We start from the raw sequence: 12,675 nt of genomic DNA on the forward strand, positions 1-12,675 counted from the left end.
AGGACCCAACGTTGCCTGGCCTCGTCCACATACCCAAGGGCGCGGTCCCCGTGCTCGGAGCAGTGCCTCCGAGGTAGACGGACCCCAGGTCGCGGATGTCCAGGACAGGTCTGGCTTCCGGCCGGTCGGGACGCAGTCCGCCTTGCCGTCCCGGATGGTCAGCAGGTAGCGGTCGTGTATGGCCGGCCGGGTCGCGATGCGGAACCCGGTTGTCTGTTCGGCCGCGGCAACCAGACGGCCGTGCGCATCGGCTCGGGCGGGCGCGCCCGTGCAGACCGAAGGCCCGCCCCCGCCTGGAACTGCCGGGCGGAGGGGGCGGGCCTTCGGGTACGGATGCGACGGTCAGGCCGTCGTAGCCGTGGGGACGTACGGAGCGAGGTCCGCCGCCAGTTCCTCGTGCACCCGGGCCTTGAGCAGGGTGCCCTCCGGGGTGTGTTCCTCGGAGATCACCTCGCCCTCGGTGTGGGCACGGGCGATGAGCTTGCCGTGGGTGTACGGCACGAGCGCCTCGATCTCGACCGAGGGGCGGGGCAGCTCGTTGTCGATCAGGGCGAGCAGTTCCTCGATGCCCTGGCCGGAGCGGGCCGAGACCGCGATGGAGCGCTTCTCGATCCGCAGCAGCCGCTGGAGCGTCAGCGGGTCGGCGGCGTCCGCCTTGTTGATGACCACGATCTCCGGCACGTCCGTCGCGCCCACGTCACGGATGACCTCGCGCACGGCGGCGAGCTGCTCCTCCGGCGCGGGGTGCGAACCGTCGACCACGTGCAGGATCAGGTCGGAGTCGCCGACCTCCTCCATCGTGGAGCGGAACGCCTCGACGAGGTGGTGCGGCAGGTGGCGTACGAAGCCGACGGTGTCCGCCAGCGTGTACAGCCGCCCGCTCGGGGTCTCGGCCCGGCGCACGGTCGGGTCGAGGGTCGCGAAGAGCGCGTTCTCCACCAGGACACCGGCGCCGGTGAGGCGGTTGAGCAGGGACGACTTGCCCGCGTTGGTGTAGCCCGCGATGGCGACCGACGGCACCTTGTTCCGCCTGCGCTCCTGGCGCTTGATCTCGCGGCCGGTCTTCATCTCCGCGATCTCCCGGCGCATCTTCGCCATCTTCTCGCGGATCCGACGCCGGTCCGTCTCGATCTTGGTCTCACCGGGACCACGGGTGGCGAGGCCGCCGCCCTTGCCGCCGCCCATCTGCCGGGACAGCGACTGACCCCAGCCTCGCAGCCTCGGCAGCATGTACTGCATCTGCGCGAGCGCGACCTGCGCCTTGCCCTCTCGGGACTTGGCGTGCTGGGCGAAGATGTCGAGGATCAGGGCCGTACGGTCGATGACCTTGACCTTGACGACGTCTTCGAGGTGGATGAGCTGGCCCGGGCTCAGCTCACCATCGCAGATCACGGTGTCCGCGCCCGAGTCGAGAACGATGTCCCGCAGCTCGTTGGCCTTGCCGGAACCGATGTAGGTGGCCGCGTCCGGCTTGTCGCGGCGCTGGATCACGCCGTCGAGCACGAGCGCGCCCGCGGTCTCCGCGAGGGCAGCCAGCTCGGCCAGCGAGTTCTCCGCGTCCTGCGAGGTCCCCGTGGTCCAGACACCGACGAGTACGACCCGCTCCAGGCGGAGCTGCCGGTACTCGACCTCGGTGACGTCCTCGAGTTCGGTGGAGAGGCCCGCGACACGGCGCAGGGCCGCGCGGTCGGAGCGGTCGAACTGGTCGCCGTCCCGCTCTCCGTCGATCTCGAAGCTCCAGGCGACGTCCTCTTCCATCAGGGCATCGGCCCGAAGAGCCTCGGGGGTGTTCTGCGCGAAGGCGCGCTGTGCGGCCTGGGAAGGGGATGAAGAGGAGGTCATTGGGTCCTTACGTCGAAAGGGATACCGAAAGGTGACGGATCACGACGGTTCACGACTCGTCATCGGCGACAACGCCCGGGGCTTCCGGGAGATTCCCGTCGCCGACTCGAAGATGGTCGCACGGTACGCCTCGTCTCGTCACCCGGGTTATTTCCCGTCCCCACCGGGGTCACACCCGTAAGGGCCCCCGGTCATCGCTCGGACGAGGCCCGCGCCGGAGCCGGATCCGGAACCGGCTTCCAGTCGGGATGGCCGGGCATGGGCGGGGTCTTCTCCTGGTACAGCCAGGCGTGGAAGAAGCCACCGAGGTCGCGTCCGGCCATCTGGGAGGCGAGCTTCTGGAAGTCGGCGGTCGAGGCGACGCCGTCCCGGTGGACGGCGACCCAGGTCCGTTGCAGCCGGGCGAAGGCGGGGGCGCCGATCTCCTGGCGGAGCGCGTACAGGAAGAGCGCCGCGCCGTCGTAGACGTTCGCCCGGAAGATGCCGATCTTCCGGCCCCCCTTGGGCTTCTTCGGCGCGGCCGGCGGTCCCCCGGCGGTGCGCCAGCGGTCGGAGGCTCCGTAGGCGGCCTTCATGCGCGCCGCCAGGGGCTTGCCGGCGGTCTCCTCCGCGTACAGGGCCTCGTACCAGGTGGCGTGTCCCTCGTTGAGCCACAGGTCGGACCAGGTGCGGGGGCTGACGCTGTTGCCGAACCACTGGTGGGCCAGCTCGTGCACCATGATCGACTCGACGTACCACTTGGGGTACTCGGGGCGGGTGAACAGGTTCCTCTCGAAGAGGGAAAGGGTCTGGGTCTCCAGCTCGAACCCGGTCTGCGCCTCGGCGACCAGCACCCCGTACGTCTCGAAGGGGTAGCGCCCGACCTTGTCCTCCATCCACTCGATCTGGGCCGGGGTCTTCTTGAGCCAGGGTTCGAGCTTCTCGCGGTCCTTGGCGGGGACCACGTCCCGTACGGGCAGGCGGTTCGGTCCGGTGCGGTGGAGGACGGCGGAGCGGCCGATGGAGATCTGGGCCAGTTCGGTGGCCATGGGGTGCTGGGTGCGGTACGTCCAGGTGGTGGTGCCGGGGGCGCGGTCCGTACCGGTGGCGAGGCCGTTGGAGACGGCCGTGTAGCCGTCTGGGACGGTGACGCGGACGGTGAACATCGCCTTGTCGGAGGGGTGGTCGTTGCCAGGGAAGACCACGTGGGCCGCGTCGGCCTGATTGGCCATCGCGAGCCCGTCCGTGGTCCGCACCCAGCCGCCCTCCTCGTCCCCGGTGTAGACGGGGTCGCTGGTGTGCCGCACGGTGATGCGCGTCCGGCTGCCCTCGGCGAGCGGCTCCCGGGGTGTGACGACCAGATCCTCCCCGGCGCTCGTGAAGGCGGCGGGATCTCCGTCGACCTCCACGGAGCGCACCTTGCCGTGGGTGAAGTCGAGGTTGACGAGTTTCAGGCGGGAGGTGGTGCGCGCGTCGATCGTGGTGACGGCCGTGAGCGGCTCCCGGTTGCTGCCGGGGTAGGTGAAGGCCAGGTCGTACGACTGCACGTCGTACCCCGGGTTGCCGAGGTGCGGGAAGAGCCGGTCGCCGACGCCGAGGGGCACGGCGGGTGAGGGAGCGCTCGCGGCGATCAGGCACACGGAGACGGCGGAGGCGAGCAGCGCCGTCTGGACGCGACGGCTCCTGGGGCGTGGGGTGAGCGACATGCACCACGGCTACCAGTGCTCCCACCCTCCGCGCGGCCGACGCGCAGCGGCCCCACCCGAACGAGCGGCCCCCGGTCTGCCGTGTCCCTCCCACGCGCGAGGTCGGCGCCGGGGCCTCGGGATGTGGTCACTGCCCGGCCCCACCCACAGACGTCGCGGCCGGGCAGTCCGCCGATCGCGTGCGCGCCCGCCGACATCACGCACGCGCCGCCACCGTTGCGCCGCCGCCCGCCGACATCACGCACGGTGGCCGCGCGGCAAGCCGCGTGCGCGCCCCCCGTCGAGCCGGGTGCGGCCTCCTGTCGAGGTGCCGGTGGCGACCGCCCACGGGTTGCATGTGCCGCCATCCGTCACATGACGTGCTCGGCGGCCAACCGAGCCGTCGGTGGATGCCCCCGCCGAACCGCGTGCGCGACAGCCCACAGAGTTGCGGAAGCCCACGGTGGGTGGCCGTCCATGGGGCTGGCTGCGGCCGCCACCGGGGTGCTCACGCCAACATCTGTGGAACCGCGCGCCCAGGCCGCCCTTCGGCCGCGTCCGGCCACCCACCGGATGGCTTGAGCCACCACCCCTCGAACCGCGCGCCCCGCCAAGCCGCCTGCGCCGCCGCTGGTGAGCCGCGTGCGGCCGCCCATCAGGTCGCCGCTACGGCCACCCTCGAACTGCGTGCGTACGCCCGGCGAGTCGCCTGCGTCACCACCCGTCGAACCGCATACCCGGCGGCCAGCGGGCTGTCTGCGCGGCCGTTTCCCGGTGTCAGTGCGCGGACGTGGTCTGGTGCTGGGCGCGGCCGACGTCGTAGACACCCGGTACGTTCCGCATGGCCCGCATCAGGGTGGGGAGTTGGGCGGCGTCCGGGAGTTGCAGCGTGTAGGTGTGGCGGACGCGCTGCTGGGTCGGGGGTTCTACGGTGGCGGTGACGATGTCGACGCCTTCGAGGGCGATGGCCTCGGTGAGGTCGGCGAGGAGATGGGGCCGTTGGAAGGACTCGGCGACGAGGGTGACCCGGAACTCGGTGGTGTCCCCCCAGCGCACGGCGATCTCCGAGCGCCCCAGACCCTTCATCCGCGCCACGGCGGCGCATTCGACGCGGTGAACCGTCACCACTCCCCCACGGACGGCGAAGCCGGTGACCTCGTCGGGGGGTACGGGCGTACAACACCCGGCGAGGCGTACGGTCGCCTCGGGCCGGTCGACGACCAGCACGGCGTTCACGGTGCCGGAGGCGGCGGGCTCGTCGTGGGCGGGGCGGAGCGCCTGTGTCCCGTCCTTGCGTTCACCCTCGTGCCCCCCGCGTCCCTCGCGCTCCTCGTGCCCCTCGTGCTCGTCGGCGGCGGGTGAGGGGTGGGTGGCGAGCCAGCGCTGGATGGCGATGCGGGCGGCGGGCGTGTGGGCGTGCTCCAGCCACTCCCGGGAGGGTTCGGAGGCCGGGTCCTGGCCCATGAGGAGTTGGACGGTGTCACCGTCCCTCAGCACCGTGCTCAGCGTGGCCAGCCGGCCGTTGACGCGAGCCCCGATGCAGGCATGCGCGTCCTCGCCGTACTGCGCGTACGCCGCGTCCACGCAACTGGCGCCCTCGGGGAGCCCCAATGTGCCTCCGTCGGGCCGGAACACGGTGATCTCACGGTCCTGGGCGAGGTCCTCCCGCAGGGTCGACCAGAACATGTCCGCGTCCGGGGCCGCCTCCTGCCAGTCGAGGAGCCGGGAGAGCCAGCCGGGGCGGGTGGGGTCGACGCGCTCGCCCTCGCCGCCGGTCCGCTCGCCGTCGGGCAGTTCCTCCGGCGGAGAGGCGTACGGGTTGCCCAGCGCCACGACTCCGGCCTCGGCGACCTTGTGCATCTGGTGTGTGCGGATGAGGACTTCGGCGACCTGGCCGTCGCCGCGCGCGACGGCCGTGTGGAGCGACTGGTACAGGTTGAACTTCGGTACGGCGATGAAGTCCTTGAACTCCGAGACCACGGGCGTGAGGCAGGTGTGCAGTTCGCCCAGGACGGCGTAGCAATCGGCGTCCTCGTTGACGAGCACCAGGAGCCGTCCGAAGTCGGTGCCGCGCAGCCGTCCGCGTTTGCGGGAGACCCGGTGCAGGGACACGAAGTGGCGTGGCCTTATGAGGACTTCGGCCTGGATGCCGGCCTCGCGCAGGACGCCGCGGACCTCTTCGGAGATCTCGGCGAGCGGGTCGCTCTCCTGCGCCGCGTTGTCCGCGATGAGCCGGCGCGTGGTCGCGTACTCCTCGGGGTGGAGGATCGCGAAGACGAGGTCCTCCAGCTCGGTCTTGAGCGCCTGGACGCCGAGCCGTTCGGCGAGCGGGATCAGCACGTCGCGGGTGACCTTGGCGATGCGTTCCTGCTTCTCGGGGCGCATCACGCCGAGGGTGCGCATGTTGTGCAGCCGGTCGGCGAGTTTGATCGACATCACGCGGACGTCGTTGCCGGTGGCGACGAGCATCTTGCGGAAGGTCTCGGACTCGGCGGCGGCCCCGTAGTCGACCTTCTCCAGCTTGGTCACACCGTCGACGAGATAGCGCACCTCCTCACCGAACTGGTCGCGGACCTGATCGAGGGTCACATCGGTGTCCTCGACGGTGTCATGGAGGAGAGAGGCCGTCAGGGTCGTCGTCTCCGCGCCCAGTTCGGCGAGGATCAGCGTCACCGCGAGGGGATGGGTGATGTACGGCTCACCGCTCTTGCGCATCTGACCGCGGTGCGAGGACTCGGCGAGGACGTACGCCCTGCGCAACGGGTCCAGGTCGGCGTCGGGATGGTGGGCGCGGTGGGCCTCGACGACATGGCTGATCGCGTCGGGCAACCGGTCGCGGGTCGTCGGGCCCAGGAGTGCGGCGCGGCCCAGACGGCGCAGGTCGATGCGAGGTCGGCCCTTCCTGCGGTGCGCTGTGGGCGGCGCAGGGGCGGGCGATACGGCGGGGTTCGTGGCCTCCGCGCTCATGGGCACCTCCGGCTGCGTGGACCGGCGGACGGGTGCCCCAGGGCGTGCGGCGGCTCGGGGATCGTGTCGTTCCCCCGTCCGTGCCGGTGCTTGATGCTACCGAGCCCACCACGCCCGTCCGACCGCCTCTCGCCGAGCGTGAAACGGATCACCCATTCGAGCGATGGTTCGGAGGTTTACGGTTTTGCGTCACCCCACCCGAGACACGCCGTGGATTCTCACTTTCGAACGGCCCGTTGACTTGGATGCAGGGGTCATCCGCGCTCCGAACACCCCCAAATCAAGCCCTACCACACCTCAACGTGCCACGTTTTCCAGCCACTTGGCCTCGATCTCGCCCTCGGCGACGATCACCGCGGGACCGGTCATCTCGATCTCGCCGTCGGGCCGTTCGGTGATGACGAGCGTGCCGCCGAGCACGTCGACGGTGTAGGTCGCGGGGATGCCCGTGACGGCCGGGTCTGCGCCGTCACGGCGGGCGGCGGCCACGGCGACGGCGCACGCGCCGGTGCCGCAGGAGCGGGTCTCGCCCGCGCCGCGCTCATGGACGCGCATCGCCACGTGCCGGGGGCCGCGGTCGACGACGAACTCGACGTTCACCCCGTCCGGGTAGGCGGAAGGGGGGCCGAAGGAGGGCGCCGTGTACAGGTCGCCGGCGTCGGCGAGGTCGCCGACGAAGGCGACCGCGTGCGGGTTGCCCATGTTCACGTTGCGGGCGGGCCAGTTGTGCTCGCCCACGCTCACCGTGACATCACCCTCGGGGAGGCGTGCGCGGCCCATGCCGACCGTGACGTCACCGTCCTTGTCGATGTGGACCTTCTTCACACCTCCGCGCGTGGCCACGGCGAGGTCGCCCTCGGTGGCGTGACCGGCGTGCACGAGGTAGCGGGCGAAGACCCGGACGCCGTTGCCGCACATCTCGGCGATCGACCCGTCGCCGTTGCGGTAGTCCATGAACCACTCCGCCTCGCCGGCCAGCTCCTCGGCCTCCGCGTGCGCGGCGGACCGTACGACGTGCAGCAGGCCGTCACCGCCGATGCCCGCACGCCGGTCGCACAGGGCGACGACGGCGGCCGGGGGGAGGTCGATGACGTTCTCGGGGTCCGGGACGATCACGAAGTCGTTCTCGGTGCCGTGACCCTTGAGGAAGGCGATCCGCGTGCTCATTCCTCGATCGTACGGGGTCACCACGACACACCGGTGGGCGCCGGACCTCAGCGGAGGCGGGCCACCCGCCACACCGCCAGAAAGGCCACGGCGGCGAGGACCAGGGCGTAGGCGAGGACGAGGCGCCAGTCCGGGCGGCGGCCGGAGCCGCGCTGGGGAAGACCGGGCCACGTGTAACCGACGCGGCGGGCGGCCATCATGCCCCAGCCGGCCGCGGTGGAGCAGATCAGCAGACCGAGCATGGCGACCACGGCCCCGCCGTCCCCGAACTCGAAGGCGAGCGGGAAGGCGAACATCAGGGAACCGACCGCGGCGAGACCCACGATGGGCGCGAGCTGCCACAGCCGCAGCCTGCGCTGGGGGCGCAGCTCGACCTCGACCTCCGGCCCGGACATCTCGTCCGGTTCCGGTCCGTCGTCGCTCACGCCATCGGGACTCTGGTCCTCAGGACCGTCGGGGCTCAGCGGTCCTCCGTCGGGCTCCAGTGTGTACCCCTCGGTAACCAGCTGCTCCGCGTCCTCCGCGGTGCCGCGCTGCGCGCCTTGTGCGGTGTCGCGAGGGCCGGCCTCCATCGCCACGCGCCCTCCCAACTCGGACTCCACTTGGTCGATCGAAGCTCGATGATGGCACGCCTTCTCAGGCCGGGATGACCGCCGGGGCGACCCGATGCCATGACGTGATCAGGCTGTGACCGGTCGTTCGACCAAGGCCATGGCGAGTTGAGGGAGTTCCGTCAGGTCGGCGAGGCCCCCCTTGAGCCAATGCACCCGGGGGTCGCGCCTGAACCATGAATCCTGACGGCGCGCGAAGCGCTTGGTGGCACGTACGGTCTCGGCACGCGCCACGTCCATGGTGCACTGCCCGGCCAGCGCGGCGAGGACCTGCTGGTAGCCGAGCGCACGTGACGCCGTACGCCCCTCGCGCAACCCCTTCGCCTCCAGTGCGCGCACTTCGTCGACCAGTCCGGCGTCCCACATGCGGTCGACGCGGCGGGTGATCCGCTCGTCGAGCTCGGGGCGCGTCACGTCGACACCGATCTGGACGGTGTCGTAGACCGAGTCATGGCCGGGAAGGTTCGCCGTGAACGGCTTTCCGGTGATCTCGATCACTTCGAGGGCGCGGACGATCCGGCGGCCGTTGCTCGGCAGGATCGCCTGGGCGGCCTCCGGGTCGGCGGCCGCCAGCCGGGCGTGGAGCGCGCCGGAGCCGCGGAGTGTCAGTTCCTCCTCCAGACGGCCGCGGACCTCGGGGTCGGTGCCGGGGAACTCCAGGTTGTCGACGGCTCCCCGGACGTACAGCCCGGAGCCGCCCACCAGGATCGGCCAGCGACCCTCGGCGAGCAGGGCGTCGATGCGCGCGCGGGCGAGGCGCTGGTACTCGGCGACGCTGGCCGTCACCGTGACGTCCCAGATGTCCAGGAGGTGGTGCGGGATTCCGGCGCGCTCGGCGGGGGTCAGCTTGGCGGTGCCGATGTCCATCCCCCGGTAGAGCTGCATGGAATCGGCGTTGACGACCTCGCCGCCGAGACGCTGAGCCAGAAAGACGCCCAGATCGGACTTTCCGGCCGCGGTCGGTCCGACGACGGCGATGACCCGCGGAGGGGGAACTGCGCTACTCACCGCCCCAGTCTCGCAAATGCCGGGGCGCCTTCCCGAACGAGGGACGTGACGCGAGCAGTCCGGGGTCGTTGCGTGTTGCGAGTCCGAAGCGCCGGATGCGAGTACCGGCGGCCCGGGTGACGCAATGGGACGCTCCGGGAGAGCGCGGGAATTAACCCGCATGATTAGCATTGAGGTTGATATGGGCGTTTTTTCACTGTTCCGTCGTAAGGCGAAGGACGCGGACGAGACCGGCGTGACGGCACCCGCGTCGACTGCCGAGACGGAGGCGGAGGAGTCGGACGAGGCTAAGGGATCGGTTGAGGCCGCCCAGCCCGAGGCCGAGGAGAAGGCCACGGACGAATCGGCCGGGACGACGGCCGAGGGCGTCGACGCGGCGGACGACGTGGAAATCCCCAAGCAGCAGACCGCCGAGCAGGCTGCCGACAACGAGGCCGGTGAGAGCGCCCGCAAATGACCGACCCGTGCGGGAAGGTGAACCATGGGCGTGATGGGTAATCTGAAATCCAGACTCTCCCCGGCGAAGGACAGGGTCTCGCACCTCGCGATCAAGCACGAGGACAGGATCCAGCACGGTCTCGACAAGGCCGCTCACGCGGTCGACAAGAGGACCAAGGGGAAGTACAGCGACAGGATCCAGTCGGGCACGGGCAAGGCGAAGCACGCCATGGACCGACTCGCGCACAAGGACGACGGAGGCACGACGCCCCCGCCCACGGGCGGCGGTCACACGCCCCCGACACCGGGCGGCGGTCACACGCCCCCGACACCGGGCGGCGGCACGACACCACCGCCTCCGGTTTCCTGAACACCTGCACATCGACGGACGGCCGCGGAGCACCTGGCGCTCCCCGGCCGTCCGCCGTGTTCGACCCGCCTGTCCGGTCTACGACCAGGTGGCCACGAGGTAGCCCACACCGTACGGCGCGTCGTCGTACAGGAGGCTGCCGTCCAGGTCGGCGTCCTCGGCAGCTCCCGCCAGGACCTGCCAGGGGGCGCGACCGGAGGCCTTCAGCTCGTGTGCCAGCCGGACGTCCAGCGCCTTCAGGGCGGCGACATCGGCACCGGCGAGCGCACGCGCCACCGAGGCGTCGAAGTCGGCCGCGCGGTCGTCCAGGTATCCCGGGGCCTTCAACGTCCGGCATGCGCTGGCGTCGCCCATCACCAGCAGGGCGACGCGCTCGGCGGACCCGGCGATGTCCCGTCCGCTTTGGATACACCGCTCGGCGGCCAGCGGTTCCCCCACCCCGAGGCCCGTCACAGGGGTGTCGGCCCGGTCGGTGCGGTCGAGCAGCCAGGCGGCGACGGCGAGGGAGGCGGGGAGCACGGCTCGTGCGTCCGCGGCATCCACCGCCCCACGTCCCAGGCTGACGTCGAGGTCAACGCCGAACCCCTGGAAGGAGCCCCGTGAACCCGCCGGATACTCCCCGTCCTGCCCGGCGGGGCCCACGACCACCAGCCGATCGGGCCGAGCCGCGGCAAGCACCCCGAGCGCGTCCACACAGGCGTCCCGCGCCGGATCCAGCTCAGGCGTGGCCCCCGCGGCGACCTCGGGCACGAGCAGCGGAGGGCAGGGGCACACGGCGGCGGCTACAAGCATGATCCGCAGAGTAACGGCCGCCCCCGTGAGGGGCGCGGGCAAGTGCGCGATGGACCCCCACATCCGTGGGGCCCGCACCAGCCCGCGAACCCGCGAACGACCACCGACGACCGCCGCCGACCGCCGACCGCCGACCGCCGCCGACCGAGCTGAACCCGCTACTGACCGACGCCGCACCCACCGCTCGTCGCCACCGGCAGCGGCTCCGGAACCCCGATCTGCGGCAGCCCCAGCATCACACCCGCCGCCTTCTCCGCAGGGGCGGCGTTCCGCTTCTCCCAGGCGTCGCCCGCGCGCGTGCGGCGTACGTCGAGCACGGCGCCCTCGGCGAGGAGGTGGTGCGGGGCGGCGTACGTGATCTCGACGGTCACGACGTCACCGGGGCGGACCTCCCGGTCGGGCTTGGTGAAGTGGACCAGGCGGTTGTCGGGGGCACGGCCGGAGAGACGGTGCGTGGCGCCGTCCTTGCGGCCCTCGCCCTCGGCGACCATCAGCTCCAGGGTGCGGCCGACCTGCTTCTTGTTCTCCTCCCAGGAGATCTCCTCCTGGAGGGCGACCAGGCGCTCGTAGCGCTTCTGGACGACCTCCTTGGGGATCTGGTCCTCCATGGTCGCGGCGGGGGTACCGGGCCGCTTGGAGTACTGGAAGGTGAAGGCCTGGGTGAAGCGCGCCTCTCGGACCACGTGCATCGTCTGCTCGAAGTCCTCCTCGGTCTCGCCGGGGAAGCCCACGATGATGTCGGTGGTGATGGCCGCGTGCGGGATGGAGGCACGGACCTTCTCGATGATCCCCAGGTAGCGCTCCTGACGGTACGAGCGGCGCATGGCCTTGAGGACCGTGTCGGAGCCGGACTGGAGCGGCATGTGCAGTTGCGGCATCACGTTCGGGGTCTCGGCCATGGCCGCGATCACGTCGTCGGTGAAGTCGCGGGGGTGAGGAGACGTGAAGCGGACCCGCTCCAGGCCCTCGATCTTGCCGCAGGCCCGCAGCAGCTTGCTGAAGGCCTCGCGGTCGCCGATGTCGGAGCCGTATGCGTTCACGTTCTGGCCGAGCAGGGTGATCTCGGAGACGCCCTCGGCGACCAGGGCCTCGATCTCGGCGAGGATGTCGCCGGTGCGACGGTCCTTCTCCTTGCCGCGCAGGGCCGGGACGATGCAGAACGTGCAGGTGTTGTTGCAGCCGACGGAGATCGAGACCCAGGCGGCGTAGGCGCTCTCGCGGCGGGTCGGCAGCGTGGAGGGGAAGGCCTCCAGCGACTCGGCGATCTCCACCTGGGCCTCGTCCTGGATGCGGGCGCGCTCCAGCAGGACGGGCAGCTTGCCGATGTTGTGCGTGCCGAAGACGACGTCGACCCAGGGCGCCTTCTTGACGATGGTGTCCCGGTCCTTCTGCGCCAGACACCCGCCGACGGCGATCTGCATGCCGGGGCGCGCGTTCTTCATCGGGGCGAGGCGGCCGAGGTTGCCGTAGAGACGGTTGTCGGCGTTCTCGCGTACGGCGCAGGTGTTGAAGACGACGACGTCGGCGTTGCCCTCGCCGGCCTCCTTGGGGGCGCGCACATAGCCGGCGTCCTCCAGGAGACCGGACAGCCGTTCGGAGTCGTGGACGTTCATCTGACATCCATAAGTCCGGATTTCGTAACTCTTGGATTCTTGGACGTCCACTGCCGGGCTCCGGTCGCTGCTGCTGGTCATGCCCCAAGGGTAGGCGCTCCCGAGATGCCCCTGCTCCGGCATGCCCCGAGGCGGATGCCTCCCGCGCCCCGGCCGTTCGCGGGCAGGCATCCTGCAAGCCGTCGCCGGGTGCGGTCCGTGTC

10 protein-coding genes are annotated in these 12,675 nt (G+C 71.0%); 2 read left to right on the top strand and 8 right to left on the bottom strand.

Translation table 11 applies throughout. The annotated features are described in order from the left end of the window. Positions 1 to 342: 342 nt before the first annotated feature. The 6 genes from hflX to miaA form a co-directional block, all read right to left on the bottom strand. Positions 343 to 1,842: a GTPase HflX gene (hflX, locus tag ACFY9I_RS24740; RefSeq protein ID WP_391005090.1), complete on the bottom strand. Its 1,500-nt coding sequence runs from the start codon at positions 1,840 to 1,842 to the stop codon at positions 343 to 345. Positions 1,843 to 2,033: 191 nt separating this feature from the next. Then, the gene (locus ACFY9I_RS24745; protein WP_391005091.1) at positions 2,034 to 3,527 is read right to left on the bottom strand and encodes a M1 family aminopeptidase; all 1,494 of its coding nucleotides are present in this window, start codon (positions 3,525 to 3,527) and stop codon (positions 2,034 to 2,036) included. Positions 3,528 to 4,283: 756 nt separating this feature from the next. Beyond that, complete coding sequence (locus ACFY9I_RS24750) at positions 4,284 to 6,473, bottom strand: HD domain-containing protein (protein ID WP_391005092.1); 2,190 nt, start codon at positions 6,471 to 6,473, stop codon at positions 4,284 to 4,286. Between the two features lie 297 nt (positions 6,474 to 6,770). Continuing rightward, on the bottom strand, positions 6,771 to 7,640 hold the full coding sequence (dapF, locus tag ACFY9I_RS24755) for a diaminopimelate epimerase (RefSeq protein ID WP_391005094.1): 870 nt from the start codon (positions 7,638 to 7,640) through the stop codon (positions 6,771 to 6,773). Between the two features lie 47 nt (positions 7,641 to 7,687). Then, positions 7,688 to 8,218 (bottom strand): hypothetical protein, encoded by a 531-nt coding sequence (locus tag ACFY9I_RS24760; RefSeq protein ID WP_391005096.1) that lies wholly within the window; start codon positions 8,216 to 8,218, stop codon positions 7,688 to 7,690. A gap of 102 nt (positions 8,219 to 8,320) precedes the next feature. Continuing rightward, positions 8,321 to 9,259, bottom strand: a complete 939-nt coding sequence (gene miaA / locus ACFY9I_RS24765; protein ID WP_391005098.1) for a tRNA (adenosine(37)-N6)-dimethylallyltransferase MiaA — start codon at positions 9,257 to 9,259, stop codon at positions 8,321 to 8,323. Between the two features lie 181 nt (positions 9,260 to 9,440). On the opposite strand from miaA, the gene ACFY9I_RS24770 reads away from it, so the two are divergent. Continuing rightward, positions 9,441 to 9,716 carry a hypothetical protein gene (locus tag ACFY9I_RS24770; RefSeq protein WP_391005100.1) on the top strand — a complete coding sequence of 92 codons (276 nt, stop codon included), beginning with the start codon at positions 9,441 to 9,443 and terminating at the stop codon, positions 9,714 to 9,716. A gap of 24 nt (positions 9,717 to 9,740) precedes the next feature. Next, positions 9,741 to 10,067 (top strand): Rv0909 family putative TA system antitoxin, encoded by a 327-nt coding sequence (locus tag ACFY9I_RS24775; RefSeq protein ID WP_391005102.1) that lies wholly within the window; start codon positions 9,741 to 9,743, stop codon positions 10,065 to 10,067. Positions 10,068 to 10,145: 78 nt separating this feature from the next. On the opposite strand, the gene ACFY9I_RS24780 is transcribed toward ACFY9I_RS24775, so the two are convergent. Together ACFY9I_RS24780 and miaB are read right to left on the bottom strand one after the other, a co-directional pair. Beyond that, on the bottom strand, positions 10,146 to 10,859 hold the full coding sequence (locus ACFY9I_RS24780) for a class III extradiol dioxygenase subunit B-like domain-containing protein (protein WP_391005104.1): 714 nt from the start codon (positions 10,857 to 10,859) through the stop codon (positions 10,146 to 10,148). Positions 10,860 to 11,017: 158 nt separating this feature from the next. Beyond that, positions 11,018 to 12,553 carry a tRNA (N6-isopentenyl adenosine(37)-C2)-methylthiotransferase MiaB gene (gene miaB, locus ACFY9I_RS24785; RefSeq protein ID WP_391005106.1) on the bottom strand — a complete coding sequence of 512 codons (1,536 nt, stop codon included), beginning with the start codon at positions 12,551 to 12,553 and terminating at the stop codon, positions 11,018 to 11,020. Positions 12,554 to 12,675: the final 122 nt, after the last annotated feature.

The organism is Streptomyces sp. NPDC012510, from assembly GCF_042955065.1.
Lineage (GTDB): Bacteria > Actinomycetota > Actinomycetes > Streptomycetales > Streptomycetaceae > Streptomyces.